Origin of the sequence: Microcystis sp. M44BS1 (assembly GCF_020244875.1) — a bacterium.
In the GTDB taxonomy this organism is placed as follows: domain Bacteria; phylum Cyanobacteriota; class Cyanobacteriia; order Cyanobacteriales; family Microcystaceae; genus Microcystis; species Microcystis panniformis.
Genome location: NZ_JADBVM010000231.1, coordinates 1 through 21,308 on the forward strand (window position 1 = coordinate 1; position 21,308 = coordinate 21,308).

The window sequence follows — 21,308 nt, forward strand, 5'->3', positions numbered from 1 at the left end:
CTCCCCATCTCCCCATCTCCCCATCTCCCCATCTCCCCATCTCCCCATCTCCCCATCTCCCCATCTCCCCATCTCCCCATCTCCCCATTCCCCCATTGCCCGTGAATCTGTTAAAATCAAGGCCAGTTAGCCTTAAAATCTTCGGTGTGAGCAAACAATGAAAAACCATATTAAAAAAATTGCTAGTTGGAGCGCGATCGCTACTATTTCCCTTGGCTTAGTAGAAATGAACCAAACAGCGATCGCATTTGGCAACAATAATCAATTTAGCGCCTGTATCAGTCAGATTGTCGGCACGGGAGTGAGTCCCGAAGATGCCGCCAGCGCTTGTTCAGAAGCATTAATTCCTAAAGAATTATCCCGGTGTGTGGTGATGATTAAATCCAAAACCCCGATCGATGGTAATCTGGCTCTGCAAGCTTGTTTTCAAGTGCGTCGTCCCATCGACCTAGGTCACTGTGTGGTCGATATCCACCGCGCTGCCCCCTTGTTTGCCGCTAATTCCCTCAAACAAACGGAAACAGCCAAGGAACCTGATAAATTAGGGATTTCTAAACAGGTTTTAGATTCCTGTCGTCAAAGTTTATTACCCGGTCGCTTTTCCGAGTGCGTTATCGCTGTCAGTCGTGGTGTGGACAAAAATAATCCCTCCCAAGCTTTACAAACCTGTTTAAGTGCCGAGGATTTCCCCAGAGATCTATTCCCCAGTTATCCCCAAAATCAAGACCAGAAACCTTAATCAAGATTATTTGGCTCTCTTATTTTGGGAATATACGGAAGAACCAGAAAACGTTAAATATTGAACCATCAATCAGACGAGTTCGGCGGCTTAGGAAAGGTACACTTAACCGTAACATTTAAATTACTTTTAGCGGTTCCTTTAGTAATATCCCACATTCCGCACCCTAGTCGTTGAAATCAAAAGTTGCTCTAGCCCTTGTATAGTAAGACTTTTAGCGATTACTAAGAATTATGAAGTGTCACACTCTATTCAGTGATCGCCAGCTTAATGAGAGTTTATCTCAATAATTTGGTATCAGAGCTATCAGATTTTTAGGGCTAATTGTGCATCTGCTGGGCAAACAAATTAGCCTGTAATTCAGAGCCGGCAATCATTTTGACGATTTAGATAAAATTTTCAATGTGACAGTTGAGGGTGCGGAATGTGGGTTTTACTCAAGTCTCTGGAGGGGGACAGCTTATGTGACAGTTGAGGGTGCGGAATGTGGGCTTAAAGTATTCTTCAGGTAGAACCTGAAGGGGACGTTCCCAGGTAGAACCTGGGAACGAGATAACAGGATTTGCTTGTGCCAAGGCTCGCTTGTGCCAAGGCTCTGCCTTGACACACAATATTTAAGGCTCTGCCTTAAAGTATTATTCAGGTAGAACCTGAATAAAGGGTTCCCAGGTAGAACCTGGGAACGAGATAGCAGGATTTGCTTGTGTCAAGGCTCGCTTGTGTCAAGGCTCTGCCTTGACACACAATATTTAAGGCTCTGCCTTAAAGTATTCTTCAGGTAGAACCTGGGAACGAGATGCACGAGATGCAATGAGACACAACAAATAAACCCGCAAAGGAAAGGAGACGGCAAAAATGGGACGCAGTCGCTACCAAATTATTGAACAATGTCCATACTTTCTCACCTGCACTACTGTCAATTGGATTCCGATTTTTAGTAAACCTGAACTTGCCCAAATAATATTTAATTCTCTCAGCTTTCTTCAGGAGCATCAACGGTTATCAGTTCATGGTTATGTCTTAATGGAAAATCACCTTCATCTTATTGCTTCATCTGCTAATTTATCTAAAGAAATTGGCAAATTTAAATCCTTTACTGCTCGCTCAATTATCGATTATCTTAAGCAAACCAATAACCAGCATTACTTAACTCAACTTCGTCTGTTCAAATTAGGTCATAAAATCGATCAAGATTATCAACTTTGGCAAGAGGGTTCTCATCCCCAAGCAATTCTCTCAGAGGAAGTGCTACAGCAAAAACTAGAATATATTCACAATAATCCAGTTAAGCGTGGTTATGTGGACGATCCTGCCCATTGGCGATATTCCAGTTATCGAAACTACTTAAATCAAGAGGGAATCTTGTCAATTGATTACCTTTCTCCGTCTCCTTAAATAAGTAATAATGAAACCTACTCCCTTGATGAAGTGTTGGGAGATATTAACTGATAACTGAAGCTAGGTTCTACCAAGTCCTTGGCTGAAAGTTAGCATCATTGACAATTGCTACAGTATCTCCCGAAGGCTTGATGACAAATAGTCCCTTTTTATAAGCATAGCGATCTACTCCTTCGTTAATTTCAATCCCAGCGACTGCCCCATAAGCTTGATTTCGCTTGTGCCAGGGCAGAGCCTTGGCACACAATATTTAAGGTTCTGCCTTAAAATATTCTTTAGGTAGAACCTGAATAAAGGGTTCCCAGGTAGAACCTGGGAACAAGATGGCAGGATTTGCTTGTGCCAAGGCTCTGCCTTAAAATATCCTTCAGGTAGAACCTGAATAAAGGGTTCCCAGGTAGAACCTGAGAACGAGATAACAGGATTTGCTTTTTCATCTCTGGTGGTGAAAATTTTTTCATCGGGACTGACTGGAAAATAGAGGCTGAAATAACGCAAATTCGTCAATCAGAATATTTTCATGTTTGGCGCTGCCAAGTTTGGCATCAGGACTGACTCCTTACTCCTAACCCAATGTTCGACAAAGATAAGCAAAAATTATTGATTGATGCCAAAAACTTGAGAATATTTAAATTAACATTCCGCAATATTTACAAATTCTTAAAAATTAATTGAGAAAGATTTTTATTTAACAACGATGTTACAGTGGTAACAGCGATTTTACTGAATTTCATAATGGGCTATTCTGTGCTTTTTTGGACAGCAACGCTTGAAACCCTTACCACAGCTAGAAGGTAATCCTAATTAAGACGGGTAAATGAGTCAATTTCACCCACAACGATGATCTTTTTTTTGTGTAGTTTTATTGCAAAAAAAAAGTTTTTTTGACAAAAAGCACAAAGTATGCTGCTGTCAACGGACTTCGTGGGTGTTGAGGGGGAGAGGAGCAAGGGAGCAGGGGTGTGGGGAGAATAAAGCTGCCTTTTGCCTCCTGCCTTTTGCCTCCTGCCGACCGCCGACCGCCTCCTGATCACTGATCACTGATTGGGTGTCACCTTATCGATAACCTTGAGAGTCCCGTCATCCTTGACAGTCCAGACATCGTAACTACCGACCACATCGCCATTTTCATCGATATCCACATTGCCACTGGCCCCCTGATAGTTAATATCCTCGCCTTTGCGAATCATTTCCATGGCTTGACAAGCATCGGTTACTTCCGTCCCCGGACCGTTAGCCACCTCACGAATCTTGCTTTGAATCCCTTCACCAGTGTTAGATTTAGCCGCCTCGGCCGCTAACATCAATAAAATCGCCGCATCCCAAGTATGGGGAACAAAAGCGGTGACATCCTTGCCGGTTTTTTCTTTCCAGAGGGTAGTAAAAGCGCTTAAAGCTTGACCGTTGGCCCCGGGGACCGTGCCTAGGGCGCCAGCAATAATTGACTTACCATCGGTTCCTTTCCCCACCTGTTTGGTGAAATCTTCCGAATAAACCCCATCGGTGAGGAGGACAGTAACTCCTTTGGTCAACCCCTGTTTATAGGCCGCTTGTAGTAATAAACTGCCCGTTTCAGCGTAAAGGACTGCCGCTACAGCATCCGGTTGGTTAGCGAAGGCAGCCGCCGCTTCACTATCGAGAGTGGCAGCTTTCGGGTCATAACGGACGGGATTTTGCTTATTAGTGATAGTGCCGCCTAATTTATCGAAAGCACTCACAAATTCCCGCTCAAATCCGACTCCATAATCGTTATTGATCACGACGGTGGCCACATTTTGAAAACCCTTTTTCTTAGCTAGGACTGCTAAAGCTTGAGCTTGGTAGGTGTCTGGGGGAGCCGTCCGCGCCCAAAAACCTTGAAAATCGCCTTTTTTCGCCCTGTCAGTAAATACAGGACTGGTGCTACCCGGAGAGACTAACATAACTTTATTTCTCACCGCCACATCGACGGCTGCTCCTGAGACGCTACTGGCAAAGGAACCGATCACACCGGCTACTTTATCCATCTGCGCTAGTTTTGTCATCGCTGAAGCACCGGCGGCGGGATCGGTTTGGTCATCTTCTTTCACGAGGGTGACGGGTTTGCCATTGACTCCACCACAGGCATTGATAGTCTCTACCGCTAGGGCAGCCGCTTCGGGCATATTTTGACCAATAGCGGCTAAATCTCCAGTAATGGGCAGTAATGCTCCTAATTTTAAGCCCTCATCACCGGGGGCAGTGGTGGTGGGACTAGAGGCGTTGTTATTCGGGGTTTGGGCATTATTACAAGCGGTTAAAAAATTAGCTAAGACGCTGATACTCAGGGTTAGGGCTAGGGGCGATCGAATATATCTCTGCATGGCGGTAAGATCAAGGATGAGTCAAGGTTGCAAGACTGAAAAGCCCGGACTGGGAAAATTCTAATCGATGTTAGCATTCTCTCCAAATCAAACAGGGTTTCATCTTAATTTAGATATTGATGGAAAAAATGGCTAATTTGTTCGATTTATGCCGTGGGGTGTGGGGTAGTGGGGAAATGGGGAAATGGGGAAATGGGGAAGTGGGGAAATGGGGAAGTGGGGAAATGGGGAAGTAGAGCATTTGGCTGAAATTTCCCTAAACCCCTAAACCCCTAAACCCCTAAACCCCTCAATCTCTAAATCCCTATCTCCTGCCTCACCCCACCAACAAACTTTTTCAGTAAACCCCAGTTAGGAAGCTTTGGCTAAAACGGTGTTCTGGTTTAAAAACTGAATTGCCGTTTGGTATTGACTATCTTTTTCGGTGCCGATTTCCTCATAGGTGATCGGTTCCTGTGCCACCACTTGATCGGGGATAATTCCTAACTTATGAATATCATGGTGGGCGGGAGTTTCATATTTAGCCACAGTAATCGCTAATCCTGCCCCGTCTGGTAACTCGAATAGGGACTGAATTAATCCCTTACCGAAAGTCTTTTCTCCCACTAAAACCCCTCGTTGATTATCCTGTAATGCTCCGGCTAAAATCTCGCTGGCGCTGGCGGTTCCCTGATTGACTAAAACGACTAAAGGCGAGTCGGTTAAAGCATTACCAGAAGCGGCAAAACTATCGGCAATTCCCTCACGATTAACCGTATAAACGATCGTTCCCTGATTAATCCACATCCGAGCGATTTCTATGCCTGCTTGCAGTAAACCACCAGGGTTATTTCTTAAATCTAAAATATAACCCTTTGCTCCTTGTTTTTGTAAATTCGTCACAGCTTCCGAGACTTCTTTGGCAGCGTTAGCACTAAATTGATTTAAGCGCACATAACCGATGGGCAAGGAACTAGAATTTTTATCCAAAACCGCTACCACTGGACTTAAAGAAATGCGTTGACGGGTTAAAGATAGGGTTTTTGGTTGACTTTTTTGATAGGGAAGAATGACTAAGGAAACTTCTGTTCCGGCGGTCCCGCGCATTTTGGATGCTGCTGCATCGAGGGTTAAAGTAGTGGTATCGATACCATCAATAAACAAAATGCGATCGTGGCTAGTTAAACCAGCGGCCTCAGCAGGAGAACCGGCAAGGGGGGCAACTACTTCTAAGTAACCATTGTCGGGATTGATATTAATTTGCAGTCCTACCCCCGATAATTCCCCCGTGGTGCTAATTTGTAGGTTATGGTATTGATCCGGTCGCAAGAGACGGGTAAAGGGTTCATCGAGGGTGGCTAACATCTGTTCGATCGCATTATAGGCCGCCGTCCGATCGTTGAGGGGTTTTTTGATGAATTGTTCCCGCACCTGCCACCAGTTTTGATGATTAAATGTGTCATCATAATAAGATTGGTTGACTAATCGCCAAGATTGTAGTAATAATTTTTGTTCTTCGCTAAAGGCGGCTGCTGTGGGTGTCCATGCCATCCAAGTCAGACAAAACCAAAATCCCACTAATAATCCCACCCACAACGATTTTTTTCTCATCTTGCTTCTCTTATAAATCCAGTGCTGATCTGCTGATTATTTTCAGTATAGTCTTTTCTCTGAAATCGATTCTTATCTGACAACTCTTTCCCTTGAAGGCATTCCCATAAAAAAGAGGGTAGTTATGGTTAACTACCCCAAAAAATTCTACTAGATCGGTGCCATTAAGCGATCGCTTAATTGTTCAGCTACTAGACAGCCACAACTTTTTTGCTGACTTGGGTTAATTGCCCTTTAGCATATTTGGCTGCGTAGTCATCAAGGGACATTTGTTTGATTTTGCTGGCGTTACCGGCGGTACCAAATTGTTGATAGCGATCGGCACAAACTTTCTGCATATAGGTGATCGAGGGTTTCAGGAAGAAACGGGGATCAAACTCTTTCGGGTTGCTGAATAGTGCTTCCCGAACTGCGGCAGTAATTGCTAAACGGCAGTCGGTGTCGATATTGATTTTACGCACACCACTCTTGATGCCTTTTTGGATTTCTTCCACGGGAACACCGTAGGTTTCAGGGATAGCGCCACCGAATTGGTTGATTAATTCGAGGAGATCTTCGGGAACCGAGGAAGAACCGTGCATGACCAAGTGGGTATTGGGTAAGCGGTTATGAATTTCTTCAATGCGGCTAATAGCGAGAATTTCGCCGGTGGGTTTGCGGGTAAATTTGTAAGCACCGTGGCTAGTACCAATGGCTACTGCTAAAGCATCTACTTGGGTTCTTTCGACGAAATCCACCGCTTCATCGGGATCGGTTAACAGCATCGAGTGATCTAATTCTCCCTCAAAACCGTGGCCGTCTTCCGCTTCTCCTTTACCAGTTTCTAGGGAACCTAAACAACCGAGTTCTCCTTCCACACTAGCACCGATCGAGTGGGCAACTTTTACCACTTCAGCAGTAACGTTAACGTTGTACTCGTAGGTGGCGGGAGTTTTAGCATCCGCTTCTAAGGAACCATCCATCATGACACTGGTGAAACCGTTACGGATCGCCGAGTAGCAGGTGGCGGGTTCATTACCGTGATCTTGGTGCATCACGATGGGGATATGAGGATAGGTTTCCACCGCGGCGGTGATCAAGTGACGCAGGAAGTTTTCGCCTGCATATTTGCGCGCACCGCGAGAAGCTTGCAGGATAACGGGGCTATCGGTGGCTGCCGCCGCTTGCATGATCGCTTGGATCTGCTCCATATTATTTACGTTAAAAGCGGGGATGCCATATCCGTTCTCAGCCGCGTGATCCAACAATAACCGCATGGGGACGAGTGCCATATCCTTTACTCCTTAATCTATTTCTTGTTTTTTGTCTCTTTAAATTCAAGAAAGTTAATTCTCTTACCTGTTAATCTTAAGATAGTTTTTACACTTTGACGATCCCCAAAAAAAATTTTTCCCAGTTTCGTCCTAAGATGACCACAATCTCCGTCGCGGCGGGCCGTTAAGTAGTTCGTGTGTATCAAATAACAGCCTGGGAATCGGCAATTTTTCTGGGCAGCGAGGTAAACAATCACCACATTCAGTACAATTATTCGCCTTGCGTCCGGGGAACCAATGACCGGCATTTTCCAGCATTCGATAGCGATACTGGCCAAAATCGGTCATTTCGTAAGCTACTGCCAGATTCCGCAGTCTCAACACTTCAGGGATATTAATATTTTCGGGACAGGGTAAACATTGATAACATTGGCTACATAAATCTGTGGCCAATTTATCGGTTAAGTGTGCCTCTAAACGGTTAAAAACGGCAATTTCTGCCGCATCTAAGGGCTGATCTCGTTCGGATACGTTAATAATTGCTTCTAATTCCTCTGGTATCGCTGCCCCGACGCTGAGGGTAGTAATGCGCGGATCGCTCAATAAAAAGCGATAATTTAGCTCTAGGGGTGAAAAAGGGGCGCATAATTCCTCTAGCTTTTTCGGAGGTCTGTGGAGACTACCTCCCTTATCAGCAGGGGAAATAATAAACACACCCATGTCCTTTGCTCGGGCTAAAGCGATCGCTGGTTGCTGTCTTTGCCAAAAAAAATAGTAATGGATATTGACAAAAGCGAAGAAATCTGTATTGATCGTCTCCAGAATAATTTCTAGGGGTGCATGGGTAGAAAAGCCAACATGACCGATTTTTCCAGCTTCTTGGGCCATAAAAACGGCTTTCATGCAGCCTTGCGGGTCTTTAATCCAGTTTAAATGCTCGCGGGTGTTAATACCGTGAATTGCTAGACAATCGAGGTAATTTAATTGTAATCGTTCTCGGGATTCGGCGATCGCTTTTTCCATAGTTTGGCGATCGGGAGTGGGGACTAATTTCGTGGTCACATAAACTTGCTCCCGCACCCCTTGACGCTGCAGGTAGCGACCGAGAAAAACTTCGCTATTACCGTAACCTCTGGCCGTTTCTAGGTGATTAATACCCAATTCTAAGGCGCGATCGAGTGTTGCGGCAAACACCGACTCTGAGGACAAACAGCGCATTGTCCCCAGGGAAAACAGCGAAAATTGCCAATTAGTACGGCCAAATCGTCGATAACGCATTGATTCAGTTATCAGTTATCAGTTATCAGTTACCAGTTATCAGTTATCAATTATCAATTATCAATTATCAGTTATCAGTTGTCAGTTAGAAGGTATTGGGGGATGGGGTGATGGGGAAATGGGGAAATGGGGAAATGGGGAAATGGGGTGATGGGGAAATGGAGAGAATAAATAAAAATAATCTCCTGACTACTGACTCCTATCTCCTGACTCCTATCTCCTATCTCCCGACTCCTATCTCCTATATCTCCTGAATGTTCACTGATCACTAAAATCACCGTGACGTTGGATCAGGTCTGAGGGGCTAAGATTGGAGACGAAATTGCGAAAAGCTTGACGTTCCTCTTCATCTGCGTCACGATCAACAGGAATAGAAGCGGAAGCGATCACTTCTTCCATTACCCAGACAGGACTGTTGGTACGCAGGGCAATGGCGATCGCATCACTGGGACGACAATCGATTTCTTTTTTGACTTCGCCGCGCTGGAGACAGAGAACAGCATAAAAAGTATTATCTTGGAGAGAATGGATGATAATCTTTTCTAAATCCATGTCCCAAGCTTTAAAAATATTAGCGATCAAATCGTGGGTGAGAGGACGAGGGGGTCTTTGTTGTTCGAGGACGGTGATAATGGCCTTAGCCTGATCTTGTCCGATGTAGATAGGTAGGGCGCGACGCTCGGAACCATCCTTCAGCAGTACAATGGGACTGCGAGTGATAGCGTCTAGGGCAATTCCAGCGACTTTCATTTCGATCATGACTAATGGCTTCTCCAAGATAGAGATTCAGCTAGGGAAGGAGTGGGAAAGCAACCTGAATAATATAGTGCTTCGTTACACTCACAGTATGCCCTAAGATGGCAGAGATTAGCCTCATCTTTATTGAAAAAAATACATCAGCTGCCGTCAGGAGGCAGTTATCAGTTATCAGTTATCAGTTCACTGAGAAAACTCCCCACACCCCACTCCCCACACCCCGCTTCCCCACTTCCCCACTTCCCCACTTCCCCACTTCCCCACTTCCCCACTTCCCCACTTCCCCACTTCCCCACTAAATTACTTAATTTGTGCTACGATGATAGTTTTGGGATAAATTTAAATAGGAGCAGACTGTCTGTATGTCTCGTTATAGAGGACCGCGCTTGCGCGTTGTGCGTCGTTTAGGGGAATTACCGGGCTTAACCCGTAAAAATGCCCGTCGTGCCTATGCACCGGGGCAACATGGCCAGGCCCGCAAAAAACGTTCAGAATATGCCATTCGTCTAGAAGAAAAACAAAAACTGCGTTTTAACTACGGTGTCAGCGAGAAACAATTAGTTCGCTATGTCCGCAAAGCTCGCCGGGCTACCGGTTCCACCGGTCAAGTGCTGCTGCAACTCCTAGAAATGCGTCTGGATAATACCGTTTTCCGTCTCGGTATGGCCGGGACAATTCCGGGGGCGCGACAATTAGTCAATCACGGTCACGTCACCGTTAACGGTAGAGTTGTGGATATTGCCAGTTATCAGTGCCGTCCGGGTGATGTGATTGGAGTTAGAAATCAAGAGCGTTCCCAGGATCTCGTCAAAAGAAATATGGAATACCCCGGTTTAGCCAACCTGCCGAGTCATTTGGAATTTGACAAAAACACCCTCGTGGGCAAAGTGAATGGCGTTGTGGAAAGAGAATGGATTGCCCTCTCGATTAATGAACTGTTAGTAGTGGAATACTACTCTCGGAAAGTCTAGGAAAAAAGCCTTTTCCAGATACCTTGAGGACGCAATTGGCAGCGTCCTTATTTTATTGGTTAAATTTAGTATTTTTGATTGTACATGGGGCTGGCTAACATCCGACTGCGAATGGCAGAACCTCAACTGGCTCCCCCTACTGATAACTCCCCTGAACAGTTACAGTTAAGAGAGTGGTCCGTTACCACCCACTTCTAAATGGGATATCATCAACATGAAAAATCAATTATCTCAGCTTTATGAAACTGATTTTAATTTGTGGCTTGAGCAAACCGTAAATCACTTAAAAAAGGGCCATTTAGCAGCCCTCGATTTAGATAACTTAATCGAAGAAATATCTGATATGGGACGTAATAATAGACGGGAGGTATTCAGTCGTTTAAAAGTTCTCTTGATGCACTTACTTAAATGGCAATATCAACCAGAAAAACGGACTAATAGCTGGGTAAATACCATTGATGAGCAAAGAGAACAATTAGAGCTTATTTTTAGGGATAGTCCTAGCTTAAAACCCTATTTAGCCGATATTTTCGCAGAATGTTATCAAAAAGCAGTGCGAGGGACGGTAAATGAAACTAATTTACCAAAAGAAACTTTTCCAGTTGATTGTCCTTTTAGCCAAGAACAGGTTTTAAATTGGGATTATTTTCCTGAAAATAGCTTTTGAAAAATGGATATAAGTAGGGAGGCACAATTATTTGTAGGATGGGTTAACGGTAGCATAACATGAGCGGGTGTTGGGTTTCATGCTTCAACCCAACCTACGTTCATCTTATATTTAATTCCACCCACCTACTTAAATCAGCAGGAGAATTCTCCACAACTAATTTTTCTAGTTCTTGTTTAAAACATTAAACATTAAATACTTCTTTAGATAAACCAACTTTAAGATGGATATCTCAGGTTTTACAGGAGATTCATTTAGTAAAAATTAATGCTCAAAGCCACATCAGTAATTTAACTGAGGAGATTCTTGATATTCTTCAATATTTTTCGATTTATTGCCAAAATTACTACCAAGTAAGTTGAGAATCAAATTGAGCAAATTCAGTTTAAGCCAATCCCAGAAAAAACTTTTTCTCCGAAAAGTGTCTAATAAATTAGGACACCTTAGTTTAACTATGTCTAACTTGAGCGATTCTTGCTTCTGTCAAATTATTCTTGGTGAAGTCAGATGTAAAAATTCTCTAATCTCAACAAATTTTGTCGGTTCAATCAGTTTTTCTTGGTGGCGTTATTGCGACTTAATCATAAAGTGCGGAATGTGGGTCTTAAGATAGACAACAGAATTTATGTCCGACTACTTAGAACAGATTTTCAGTCAGTTTGAAGATAATCTGTTTATTCCCTTTGCCGACCCCATCCGCTATTTAACTGGAACAGTCGAACATTGTTGATTACTGGTTACTAATCACTGATCACTGAAAAGACTCCCCCACACCCATCTCACTGCCGGGAAAATCGCTATAGAATAGAGATAAAAAAGAATTGCGAGGAAAAAACTCTGTCTTTTAACCCGATTGTCATTCCCCCTTCCCCGGAAAATCCCGCTCGCTATCTAGTGATCATGCTGCACGGTTGGGGTGCTGATGCCATGGATCTGGCCCCCCTTGCATCGATGCTGGATCTGGCTGATTGTCAATTTTTGTTTCCTAATGCTCCCTTTGATCATCCCCAAGTGCCAGGGGGACGCGCCTGGTATGCGTTAGAAACCTCCGATTATCAAGGTTTAGCCGCTAGTCGTCAACAGTTGCACGATTGGATTATTTCCCTAGAAGCAACCACCGGCATTCCCCTAGAGCGGACTTTTTTGACCGGTTTTTCCCAAGGGGGAGCGATGACGCTGGATGTGGGTTTATCTTTACCCTTGGCGGGATTGGGTTCCTTGAGTGGTTATCTGCACAGTGAACCCCATCCCCAATGTCCCCAAAATGTCTTAATTGTTCATGGTAAGCAGGATCCCGTCGTTCCTATCGCTGCCGCTCGTCAAGCCAGAGATTTACTGCTTGGTTTGGGGGTTAACGTCGAATATCACGAGTTAAATATGGGCCACGAAATCCCGATTCCGGCGCTGACTATATTACGCCAATTCCTCCGCAATCGTCTAGAAACAGCATGAATAATGCTCGTCAGCTGGCTTTGCTGATTTTACGGGATATCGATCGCTCCTCCGCCTATCCCGATCGCGCTCTTGATCGCCATTTGTCCGCTAGTTCCTTAAATTGTCTTGACAAAGCCTTGACAACGGAGATTGTTTATGGTATAATGCGCCGACAAAGAACTTTGGATGCGCTGCTCGATCGCCTGGGGAAAAAAACCGCGGCCCAGCAACCCCCGGATTTACGGCGAATTCTCCATATTGGTCTTTATCAACTGCGTTATCTATCCCAGATTCCCCCATCAGCGGCGGTGAATACGGCGGTAGAATTAACTAAAATCAGTCATTTAGGCAAATTAGCGGCGGTGGTTAACGGAATGCTGCGGCAATATCTCCGTTTAACTGCTAATGGCGATGATCCTTTAATTTTGCCAGAAAATACCGCTTCTAGATTGGGGATTCTCCACAGTTTCCCCGATTGGTTGGTGCAATTGTGGTTAGATCGCTTTAGTGTTACGGAAACGGAACAACTGTGTCAGTGGTTTAATCGCTCTCCTGACCTCGATATTCGGATTAATCCCCTGAAAACTAGCCGAGAAGCCCTAGAAAATGAGTTGGAATCAGCCAATATAGCTTTTAATCATCTTAAGTTACCTCTAGCTTGCCGTTTAACCTCTGGTTTAGGCAATATTGAGCGTTTAGAGGGATTTCGAGCCGGAAATTACACCCTACAGGATATTAGCGCCCAATTAGTCACTTATCTGCTCGATCCCCAGCCCGGAGAGACAATTATCGACGCTTGCGCGGCACCGGGGGGAAAAACCACTCATATTGCCGAATTAATGGGCGATCGAGGTAGAATATTAGCCTGTGATCAAACGGCATCCCGTTTACGACAGTTAGAAGCCAATATTAAAAGATTAGACTTAAAAGCGATCGAAATACATCTAGGGGATAGTCGCGATCGTCCCCAGTGGTGCGGCATCGCCGATCGTGTACTAATCGATGCTCCCTGTTCAGGATTGGGAACCCTGCACAAGCGTCCTGATATACGTTGGCGACAAACACCCGAAAATTTACCTGTACTAGCCAAACGACAGGGGGAACTTTTAGCCTCGGCTGCCACTTGGGTAAAACCGAAGGGAATCTTAGTTTATGCCACCTGTACTCTCGATCCGTTAGAAAATGAAAGAGTGATCGAGCAGTTTTTAGCCGCTCATCCCGATTGGAAAATGGCCACTCCTGACTCTAATTCATGCTTCTCAGAATACTATACAGAAACGGGAGCGATCGAAGTGTTACCCCATCGGCATAATCAAGACGGTTTTTTTATGGCTAAGTTAGTCAAGGAAGTGTGAGATGAAAAATAAACAATTACTGAAAATTCTCATCGGTGTTGCTTGGATTGATGGTGTGATTCAACCATCAGAAAGAAGTTATTTACGACAGGTAGCTGTGAGGGAAAAACTTGATGATGATCCAGAGATTAAACCACTATTATCGGAACTAAAACCAGTTAAAACCAGTGAATGTTATCGATGGTTAGAGTCCTATTTAGGCGACAATCCTAGTCCAGAAATCTATCAAGATCTACTAACATCGATTAGCACTTTAATCTATAGCGATGACGACGTGGACGTACAGGAAGCAAAATTATTAACCAAAGTGCAGAGTTTTGATCCGACTCATGATAGCCATCGATCGATGTTAGATAAATTAGTGACGGGAATTCAGAAATTGTACCACAAAGCAATTACTGAAAGTAATTAAGGAGTAGCTATCAGTGATGAGCAGGTCAAAAATTTCCCCGATAAAAACTGATAGCTGATCCCTAGATTTTAGGTAATAACTGTGGGTTGTTCCCGTCCGGTAGATTGACGAATTTGACCAATTTTTTCGGCTAAATCAATTAAGGGTTGTAGGGCCTTTTGGGTGTCGATATCGTGTTTACTTGCGTCCGGTTCATAACTTTCTAGATAAACCCGGAGAGTTGCTCCTTTAGTTCCCGTACCCGATAGACGATAAATAATCCGAGAACCATCGGTAAAACCAATGCGAATACCTTGATTTTTACTCACACTACCATCCACGGGATCCGTATAGCTAAAATCATCGGCATATTCCACTTCATAGTTACCAAATTGTTGACCCTTAAGGTCTAAAACCAACTGCTGGAGACGTGCCATCATCTCTTTGGCCGGTTCTAAGGCGACTTCTTCGTAATCATGACGAGAATAGAAATTACGACCAAATTCTTGCCAATGACTGCGAACAATTTCCTCTACAGATTCCCCTTTAACTGCCAAAATATTTAACCAGAAAAGAACCGCCCATAAACCATCTTTTTCGCGAATATGATTGGAACCCGTGCCGAAACTTTCCTCACCACAAAGGGTTGCTTTCCCCGCATCCAACAAATTACCGAAGAATTTCCAACCGGTGGGAGTTTCATAACAGTCAATTCCTAGTTTAGCCGCTACGCGATCGGCCGCCGCACTGGTGGGCATCGATCGCGCCACTCCTGCGATACCATTTTGATAGCCTGGTACTAGATGAGCGTTGGCAGTTAGTACAGCTAGACTATCACTGGGGGTAACAAAAAAATTCTGACCGAGGATCATATTGCGATCGCCATCTCCATCGGAAGCAGCCCCAAAATCGGGTGCATCTTGACCAAAGAGAATTTCTACCAGATCATGGGCATAGACTAGGTTAGGATCGGGATGACCCCCACCAAAATCCTCTAGGGGAATACCATTTAACACTGTACCCTTGGGCGCGCCTAAACGCTGTTCAAATAGAGCATAAGCGTAGGGACCCGTCACCGCATGGAGAGAATCCATGCACATTTTAAACTTACCAGAAGTGAGTAGGGCCTGAATGCGATCGAAATCAAAAATCTTTTCCATCATTTTGACGTAGGGAGTGACCGCATCGATCACTTCCACATCCATAGTTCCCAGTTTAAAGGAACCGGGGCGATCGAGATTAATATCGGCCCCTGAGAGGATGTTATAACTGCTAATCACCTTCGTCTCGGCATAAATTGCATCGGTGATATTTTCCGGGGCCGGTCCGCCGTTAGTAATATTGTACTTAATGCCAAAATCCCCCTCCGGACCGCCGGGGTTATGACTAGCAGAGAGAACAATACCGCCAAAAGCGTTATTTTCGCGAATTAACCCAGAAATAGCGGGAGTGGAGACAATACCATCAGTTCCCACGAGGATTCTACCGATACCGTTAGCGGCAGCGATTTTCAGGATAGTTTGAATAGCTTGACGGTTATAATAACGACCATCTCCACCGACAACTAGGGTTTGACCCTCGATACCGTCTAAAGTATTGAAGATAGCTTGAATAAAATTTTCCAGATAATGGGGTTGTTGAAAAACGGGAACGGATTTTCGCAGTCCGGAAGTCCCCGGTTTTTGGTCACTAAAGGGTTTTGTGGCAACGGTTTCAATCGTCATAGTCTTTTCTTGATAGGCTGAGGCAATTGTCAACTTAAGTATATAGCAGTAGGTTGACAGCCAAGAAATCAGCTAGGAAAGACAACAGCTGGGGAGTCCCCTGTCATACTAAATCTTGTTTAAAAAGTCTAGGAGAGTGGGGAGACCACTTCGTGCGCGTTGCGGGGGGAGATAGGGGAGTGGGGAGATAGGGAAGTGGGGGGAAGGGAAAACAAATAAAAATAGTCTCCTGAATACTGACTCCTGACGACCGACTCCTGATACTAAATCCGTTGAGTAACGCACAGAAAACGGGTTTCTCGGAGAAACCCGTTTTCTACTCATGCAGAAGGCAAAACGGAGAATAAATAATCAGTTTTTAATAACTGGATTTAGTCTTAGCCGATAATTTAACCCGATTTGGGGGTTTATACCCCCAATAATAACCAATTTTAGCTATATCGCTTAATCGGCCCCTTCAATCGGTGCAAATCCCTGACGTTGAATATTCTCGCTGATGTGACGAGGTTCGAGGAATTGCAGCAGATAATCCGGACCCCCTGCTTTGGAACCTACCCCCGACATCTTGAAACCCCCGAAGGGTTGACGGGAGACAATCGCACCGGTGATTCCCCGGTTAATATAGAGGTTTCCCACTTCAAATTCCTGCATAGCTCGGTTAATATGGGCAGGAGTGCGAGAATATAAGCCACCGGTTAAAGCATAGTCAGTTCCGTTAGCTACAGCTAAAGCTTGCTCAAAATTACTCACTTTGATAATTGCCACCACTGGACCAAAAATCTCCTCCATCGCTATTACCGCATCAGGGGGAACATTTTTAAAGACGGTGGGACTGACGAAGTAACCCACTTCTGGAATCGGCATTTCTAGGGCTAATTCTGCCTCTTTTTTGCCAGTTTCGATATATTCCCGAATTCTTGCTTGAGCTTTCTCGTCGATAACCGGTCCTACTTCCGTACTCGGTAAATCCGTCGGCCCGATATTGAGGGACCCGGTAGCCTCGACAAAGCGATCCACAAAGCTATCATAGACGCTTTCCAGAACGATTATCCGCGAACAGGCCGAACATTTCTGGCCGGTGTAGCCAAAAGCGGACTTAACCGCACCGACAACGGCCTGATCTAAATCGGCACTCTCATCGACAATTAGGGCATTTTTGCCGCCCATTTCGGCGATAACTCGTTTTAGGTGTTTTTGACCCTTTTGCACGATAGAGGCATCTGTATAGATGCGACAGCCCACTTCTCGTGAACCGGTGAAGGCGATTAGGTGAACATCGGGATGGCTAACTAAATGCGCCCCCACCTGGGAACCTTTACCCGGGATATATTGGAAAACTCCGGCAGGAATACCCGCTTCTAGGAGAATCTCGGCAAATTTCGCCGTAATCACCGAAGAAGTCTCAGCCGGTTTCAATAGCGTGCAGTTACCTGCTACTAAAGCTGCTACTGTCATGCCAACTGCGATCGCTAGGGGGAAATTCCAGGGAGAAATCACTAAAGCAATACCCCGGGGTTGGTAGGAATAACGATTATTCTCGCCTGCCACGTCGAAATTATGCCCTAAATCCAGTCTTTCCATCTCGGAGGCGTAATAACGGCAAAAATCGATCGCTTCTGACACTTCCGGATCCGCCTGTTGGATAACTTTGCCCACTTCCAAACAAATCCAGGCCGATAACTCGTGTCGTCGCGCTTCCATCAAATCTGCCGCTTTTCGCAGTATTTCGGCTCTTTTAGCCACTGGTGTGCGTTTCCAAGCGGGAAAAGCCTGTTTAGCCGCTATGATCGCTTTTTCTGCCTGTTCCACCTCAATTAAGCCTACTTTCCCCACTATTTCCTGCGGGTTACAGGGATTAACGGAATTAATTTGAACATTGGTGGCAACGTATTCGCCGTTAATTAGGGGCAAATAGGTCTTACCGAGGGAATTTTTGACAAAAGTAAGAGCTTGACTCGCTTCATTTCGTAATTGCTCGTTGGCATAATCTGTATCGGGGGCATTAGGAAAACCGGTGATAATCGGGTTATCATTGCCTAAAACCCGGGGGGCTGCGATTAAATCTTCCACGGGACGATCCTCCAAATTTTGCCGTAGGAAGGAACTATTAGCAGTATTTTCTAATAAACGGCGGATTAGGTAGGCCATACCGGGTAAAAGTTGTCCGTAGGGGGAATAAACCCGCACCCGATGACCCCGCTTCACTAAGGCTTTGGCTAATTGGTCGCCCATGCCGTACAATACCTGCATTTCAAAGCGACGACGGGGAATTTCTAAACTTTCTGCGATCGCACAGGCCAAGGCTTGCGATCGCACGTTATGACTACCGATGGCGGCGTATAAATATTGATGATTTTCCAATAATAACCGCGTCATCCGCTCATAATTGGCATCGGTGGCCGATTTTTCGTTATATACCGGCTGTGGCCAGTGATTTTGCCGAGATTTAATCGTTTCCTGATCCCAGTAAGCGCCTTTGACTAGCCGGACAGTAAGGGGATAACCGCGCTGTTTAGCCCAATTAATTAAATCTTGTAAATCTTGGGCAGAATCTCTTAAATATGCCTGTAGGGTGATGCCAATATCGGTACGACTGCGAAATTCTTCTTCTAGGAGTAATTCTTTCAGGATAGCCAGGGTGAGGTTTTTATAAACGTACTGTTCCATATCAAAATGGACTGCCACCCCTAACTCCTGAGCGCGTCGCAATAGTAGGCGAATGCGATCGCAGACTTTCTCCTTACTGCCAATGGGATCTATGGGATCAAACTGAGAATAAAAGGCAGTTAGCTTGACAGAAACCTGCACTTGTGGTAATAAGTCGCCGTCCGCTTCATCAATTTGGCTAACTTTATTCCATTTGGTTGCTTCTTGAGCCAAATGGGTCATTAAATCCAGATAACTTTGTAGATAAACTTGGGTTTCCGCTTCAGTAATTACCGCTTCACCGAGGAGATCTATAGTAAAAGCCATTTTTTCCTTGCGCAGACGGGTGACAGTGCGAGTAATTTGCCCTAGGTCTTCCCCAGCGATATACTTACGAGCTAAGGTTTCTACGGATTTACTGATCAGACTGGCGGCCGTTTGAGCCGGTAGGGAGTTAGGATCACTAAAGTTGAGGATACTTTTCAGCGCACTGGGCAGTTCTACGGAAGCATCACCGAGGTATTGTTGGAGATGATTAGCGATCTCGGCATTACTGCGTAAAGCGGGTAAACAGTCAATAAAACGGAATAATTGTACTCGTAAATTGGGGTTAGACATAGCCCAATCGAGTAATTTATCATCCCAACGCATTTGATCCTGTAAAGCAGACCAAAGACCTTTTTTTTCGCGAGTTTCGGCTAAAAGTTGTCTAGCGATCTCTTGGGTTTTGGTTTCGTAGTTTTGAGTTGAGTCGATTTGGATAACCACGGTGATTCAAGTAAAAAAAATTATCAACGGGATTCAGCTTTCAGCAAGCTAACGTCAGCCTTCAGCCTAAAATTCAGTTTTTGAGCTTTTTCAGCTTATTGCCGCTCTTAATAGCTCTTTTCTCTGGTTTATATTCTTACCGAAGGACTAATCAAAGCTAATAGCCGATCACTTTTGCTGAACACTCTATTGTACTCGATCGAGCGGGGAAGTGGGGGTGTAGGGTGTGGGGAAGTGGGGGTGTGGGGTGTGGGGAAATGGGGAAGTGGGGAAATGGGGAAGTGGGGAAGTGGGGAGAATAAATAAAAATAATCTCCTGTCTCCTGATTACTGATTACTGATCACTGATTACTGATTACTGATACCCGATAGTCCTTGTGTATTGTCAAGGCGTTTACTTATAATGACTTTAAAAAGATTTTCGGGATCATCGGTAGCCCTATGGCAAAAATTGAAACGAGAACAGAACCCATGGTTTTAAACATGGGACCCCATCACCCGTCAATGCACGGAGTTTTGCGCTTAATCGTCACCCTTGACGGGGAAGACGTGATTGACTGTGAACCCGTGATCGGTTATCTTCATCGGGGCATGGAAAAAATTGCCGAAAATCGCACTAATGTCATGTACGTTCCCTACGTTAGTCGATGGGATTACGCCGCAGGGATGTTTAATGAGGCGATTACGGTCAATGCTCCCGAAAAATTAGCCGATATCGCCGTTCCCAAACGAGCGCAATATATCCGGGTGATTATGTTGGAACTCAACCGCATCGCTAACCATTTACTCTGGTTAGGCCCCTTTATGGCGGATGTAGGCGCACAAACTCCCTTTTTCTACATTTTCCGGGAACGGGAGATGATTTATGACCTCTGGGAAGCTGCCACGGGAATGCGGTTAATTAATAATAATTATTTCCGTATTGGTGGCGTGGCGGTAGATTTACCCTACGGATGGGTGGATAAGTGCGGGGATTTCTGTGACTATTTTGACCCAAAAGTGGACGAATACGAGAAATTAATCACTAATAACCCGATTTTCCGCCGTCGTATTGAAGGGGTAGGCTGCATTACCAGAGATGAAGCGATTAACTGGGGTTTATCCGGTCCGATGTTACGCGCTTCTGGGGTGAAATGGGATTTAAGAAAAGTTGACCATTACGAGTGTTACGACGATTTTGACTGGGAAGTGCATTGGGAAACCGCCGGCGATTGTTTTGCTCGTTATCTGGTGCGGATTCGGGAAATGCGCGAATCGGTGAAGATTATCCGGCAAGCACTGAAAGGTTTACCCGGTGGTCCCTACGAAAATCTGGAAGCGAAACGGATGGCAGAAGGGAAAAAATCAGCTTGGAATGATTTTGACTATCAATATATCGCCAAAAAAGTCGCCCCCACTTTTAAGATTCCTAAAGGTGAACATTATGTGCGCTTGGAAAGCGGTAAAGGGGAATTAGGTATCTTTATCGTCGGTAATGATGATGTTTTCCCTTGGCGTTGGAAAATTCGGGCCGCCGATTTTAATAATCTTCAAATTCTGCCTCATATCCTCAAAGGGGTAAAAGTTGCCGATATTATGGCGATTTTAGGCAGTATTGATATTATCATGGGGTCAGTTGATCGCTAAATCTCTTTCAGGGTGGGTTATCTTATTAACTCACCCTCGTTTTAGCCCAGTCTCATGAAAAAAGCACATCGGCCTTTATTTCAGGTAATGCGCTTAAATCCCTAGCATTTATCTTCATTTACTGGAGGTGAGTGTTTTTCCCCGCTTCCAATTGAACCTCAGTGATAGGGGGAATCTCGCTTTGGGGAATCTTTAACTCTCCCACTTGAACACCCAAACTAGCCAAGGCAGTTAAAGTGGTGATGATGCGGCAAATCACGTCAATGTCCGCTTTATGTTTTTGCCAGAAATTTTCCTTTTTCATATTTACTCCTGTCCCCCTATAGCTTGTTTTTTGAGGACAAGTTGATTAAAATGCTTTAAGCAAATG

The 21,308-nt window shown here is 44.8% G+C and carries 19 protein-coding genes and 2 pseudogenes; 11 read left to right on the forward strand and 10 right to left on the reverse strand.

From position 1 onward, the window contains the following. Positions 1-157 precede the first annotated feature (157 nt). Complete coding sequence (locus IM515_RS17825) at positions 158-739, forward strand: hypothetical protein (RefSeq protein ID WP_287698104.1); 582 nt, start codon at positions 158-160, stop codon at positions 737-739. An 855-nt stretch (positions 740-1,594) separates the two neighbouring features. Further along, positions 1,595-2,134 (forward strand): REP-associated tyrosine transposase, encoded by a 540-nt coding sequence (locus IM515_RS17830; protein ID WP_287627600.1) that lies wholly within the window; start codon positions 1,595-1,597, stop codon positions 2,132-2,134. A gap of 70 nt (positions 2,135-2,204) precedes the next feature. On the opposite strand, the pseudogene IM515_RS17835 reads toward IM515_RS17830, so the two are convergent. The 5 genes and pseudogenes from IM515_RS17835 to IM515_RS17855 form a co-directional block, all read right to left on the reverse strand. Further along, a pseudogene (locus IM515_RS17835) lies at positions 2,205-2,351 on the reverse strand (DUF3782 domain-containing protein); the annotation flags it as partial. A gap of 823 nt (positions 2,352-3,174) precedes the next feature. Then, the gene (locus tag IM515_RS17840) at positions 3,175-4,479 is read right to left on the reverse strand and encodes an ABC transporter substrate-binding protein (protein WP_287627601.1); all 1,305 of its coding nucleotides are present in this window, start codon (positions 4,477-4,479) and stop codon (positions 3,175-3,177) included. Positions 4,480-4,830: 351 nt separating this feature from the next. Next, entirely contained in the window at positions 4,831-6,069 is a 1,239-nt protein-coding gene (gene ctpA, locus IM515_RS17845) for a carboxyl-terminal processing protease CtpA (RefSeq protein ID WP_287627602.1), read from the reverse strand. Between the two features lie 191 nt (positions 6,070-6,260). Further along, the gene (gene fba / locus IM515_RS17850) at positions 6,261-7,340 is read right to left on the reverse strand and encodes a class II fructose-bisphosphate aldolase (RefSeq protein ID WP_002744497.1); all 1,080 of its coding nucleotides are present in this window, start codon (positions 7,338-7,340) and stop codon (positions 6,261-6,263) included. A 132-nt stretch (positions 7,341-7,472) separates the two neighbouring features. Further along, the gene (locus IM515_RS17855) at positions 7,473-8,600 is read right to left on the reverse strand and encodes an aldo/keto reductase (protein ID WP_287627603.1); all 1,128 of its coding nucleotides are present in this window, start codon (positions 8,598-8,600) and stop codon (positions 7,473-7,475) included. A gap of 110 nt (positions 8,601-8,710) precedes the next feature. Here IM515_RS17855 and IM515_RS17860 point away from each other — a divergent pair, with 110 nt between their 5' ends. Beyond that, positions 8,711-8,854: a hypothetical protein gene (locus IM515_RS17860; RefSeq protein ID WP_287633088.1), complete on the forward strand. Its 144-nt coding sequence runs from the start codon at positions 8,711-8,713 to the stop codon at positions 8,852-8,854. Positions 8,855-8,858: 4 nt separating this feature from the next. On the opposite strand, the gene IM515_RS17865 is transcribed toward IM515_RS17860, so the two are convergent. Beyond that, positions 8,859-9,359 (reverse strand): bifunctional nuclease family protein, encoded by a 501-nt coding sequence (locus tag IM515_RS17865; RefSeq protein ID WP_193961542.1) that lies wholly within the window; start codon positions 9,357-9,359, stop codon positions 8,859-8,861. A 161-nt stretch (positions 9,360-9,520) separates the two neighbouring features. Next, complete coding sequence (locus IM515_RS17870) at positions 9,521-9,652, reverse strand: hypothetical protein (protein WP_287633091.1); 132 nt, start codon at positions 9,650-9,652, stop codon at positions 9,521-9,523. Between the two features lie 66 nt (positions 9,653-9,718). Here IM515_RS17870 and rpsD point away from each other — a divergent pair, with 66 nt between their 5' ends. The 6 genes and pseudogenes from rpsD (at position 9,719) to IM515_RS17895 (ending at position 14,195) form a co-directional block, all read left to right on the forward strand. Next, complete coding sequence (gene rpsD / locus IM515_RS17875; RefSeq protein WP_002737433.1) at positions 9,719-10,327, forward strand: 30S ribosomal protein S4; 609 nt, start codon at positions 9,719-9,721, stop codon at positions 10,325-10,327. 214 nt (positions 10,328-10,541) lie between these two features. After that, positions 10,542-10,994 (forward strand): DUF29 domain-containing protein, encoded by a 453-nt coding sequence (locus tag IM515_RS17880; RefSeq protein ID WP_287628099.1) that lies wholly within the window; start codon positions 10,542-10,544, stop codon positions 10,992-10,994. Positions 10,995-11,185: 191 nt separating this feature from the next. After that, positions 11,186-11,356 (forward strand): annotated as a pseudogene (locus IM515_RS26165) (IS1634 family transposase); the annotation flags it as partial. A 496-nt stretch (positions 11,357-11,852) separates the two neighbouring features. Further along, the gene (locus tag IM515_RS17885) at positions 11,853-12,446 is read left to right on the forward strand and encodes an alpha/beta hydrolase (protein WP_346304831.1); all 594 of its coding nucleotides are present in this window, start codon (positions 11,853-11,855) and stop codon (positions 12,444-12,446) included. After that, positions 12,443-13,783 carry a 16S rRNA (cytosine(967)-C(5))-methyltransferase gene (locus IM515_RS17890; protein WP_287628098.1) on the forward strand — a complete coding sequence of 447 codons (1,341 nt, stop codon included), beginning with the start codon at positions 12,443-12,445 and terminating at the stop codon, positions 13,781-13,783. The genes IM515_RS17885 and IM515_RS17890 overlap by 4 nt, the downstream gene beginning before the upstream one ends. 1 nt (position 13,784) lies before the next feature. Continuing rightward, positions 13,785-14,195: a tellurite resistance TerB family protein gene (locus tag IM515_RS17895; protein WP_287628097.1), complete on the forward strand. Its 411-nt coding sequence runs from the start codon at positions 13,785-13,787 to the stop codon at positions 14,193-14,195. Positions 14,196-14,263: 68 nt separating this feature from the next. Here the strand turns inward: IM515_RS17895 and IM515_RS17900 are convergent, their stop codons facing one another. After that, positions 14,264-15,898 carry an alpha-D-glucose phosphate-specific phosphoglucomutase gene (locus IM515_RS17900; protein ID WP_287628096.1) on the reverse strand — a complete coding sequence of 545 codons (1,635 nt, stop codon included), beginning with the start codon at positions 15,896-15,898 and terminating at the stop codon, positions 14,264-14,266. 444 nt (positions 15,899-16,342) lie between these two features. Beyond that, positions 16,343-19,312 (reverse strand): L-glutamate gamma-semialdehyde dehydrogenase, encoded by a 2,970-nt coding sequence (pruA, locus tag IM515_RS17905; RefSeq protein WP_287628095.1) that lies wholly within the window; start codon positions 19,310-19,312, stop codon positions 16,343-16,345. A gap of 174 nt (positions 19,313-19,486) precedes the next feature. Between pruA and IM515_RS17910 the strand changes: the two genes are divergently transcribed. Beyond that, positions 19,487-19,618 carry a hypothetical protein gene (locus IM515_RS17910; RefSeq protein WP_287633094.1) on the forward strand — a complete coding sequence of 44 codons (132 nt, stop codon included), beginning with the start codon at positions 19,487-19,489 and terminating at the stop codon, positions 19,616-19,618. 135 nt (positions 19,619-19,753) lie between these two features. Continuing rightward, positions 19,754-20,938: an NAD(P)H-quinone oxidoreductase subunit H gene (locus IM515_RS17915; RefSeq protein ID WP_287628094.1), complete on the forward strand. Its 1,185-nt coding sequence runs from the start codon at positions 19,754-19,756 to the stop codon at positions 20,936-20,938. Between the two features lie 118 nt (positions 20,939-21,056). On the opposite strand, the gene IM515_RS17920 is transcribed toward IM515_RS17915, so the two are convergent. After that, a complete protein-coding gene (locus IM515_RS17920) occupies positions 21,057-21,242 on the reverse strand; it encodes a hypothetical protein (RefSeq protein WP_287628093.1) in 186 nt (61 codons plus the stop codon). Positions 21,243-21,308 lie beyond the last annotated feature (66 nt).

Coding starts and splice junctions, on each gene's coding strand:
- rpsD (WP_002737433.1), top strand. CDS start 9,719: ATGTCTCGTTATAGAGGACCGCGCTTGCGCGTTGTGCGTCGTTTAGGG.
- fba (WP_002744497.1), bottom strand. CDS start 7,340: ATGGCACTCGTCCCCATGCGGTTATTGTTGGATCACGCGGCTGAGAAC.
- IM515_RS17855 (WP_287627603.1), bottom strand. CDS start 8,600: ATGCGTTATCGACGATTTGGCCGTACTAATTGGCAATTTTCGCTGTTT.
- IM515_RS17840 (WP_287627601.1), bottom strand. CDS start 4,479: ATGCAGAGATATATTCGATCGCCCCTAGCCCTAACCCTGAGTATCAGC.
- IM515_RS17860 (WP_287633088.1), top strand. CDS start 8,711: ATGGGGAAATGGGGAAATGGGGAAATGGGGAAATGGGGTGATGGGGAA.
- IM515_RS17865 (WP_193961542.1), bottom strand. CDS start 9,359: ATGATCGAAATGAAAGTCGCTGGAATTGCCCTAGACGCTATCACTCGC.
- IM515_RS17890 (WP_287628098.1), top strand. CDS start 12,443: ATGAATAATGCTCGTCAGCTGGCTTTGCTGATTTTACGGGATATCGAT.
- ctpA (WP_287627602.1), bottom strand. CDS start 6,069: ATGAGAAAAAAATCGTTGTGGGTGGGATTATTAGTGGGATTTTGGTTT.
- IM515_RS17900 (WP_287628096.1), bottom strand. CDS start 15,898: ATGACGATTGAAACCGTTGCCACAAAACCCTTTAGTGACCAAAAACCG.
- IM515_RS17915 (WP_287628094.1), top strand. CDS start 19,754: ATGGCAAAAATTGAAACGAGAACAGAACCCATGGTTTTAAACATGGGA.
- IM515_RS17920 (WP_287628093.1), bottom strand. CDS start 21,242: ATGAAAAAGGAAAATTTCTGGCAAAAACATAAAGCGGACATTGACGTG.
- IM515_RS17895 (WP_287628097.1), top strand. CDS start 13,785: ATGAAAAATAAACAATTACTGAAAATTCTCATCGGTGTTGCTTGGATT.
- IM515_RS17825 (WP_287698104.1), top strand. CDS start 158: ATGAAAAACCATATTAAAAAAATTGCTAGTTGGAGCGCGATCGCTACT.
- IM515_RS17830 (WP_287627600.1), top strand. CDS start 1,595: ATGGGACGCAGTCGCTACCAAATTATTGAACAATGTCCATACTTTCTC.
- IM515_RS17880 (WP_287628099.1), top strand. CDS start 10,542: ATGAAAAATCAATTATCTCAGCTTTATGAAACTGATTTTAATTTGTGG.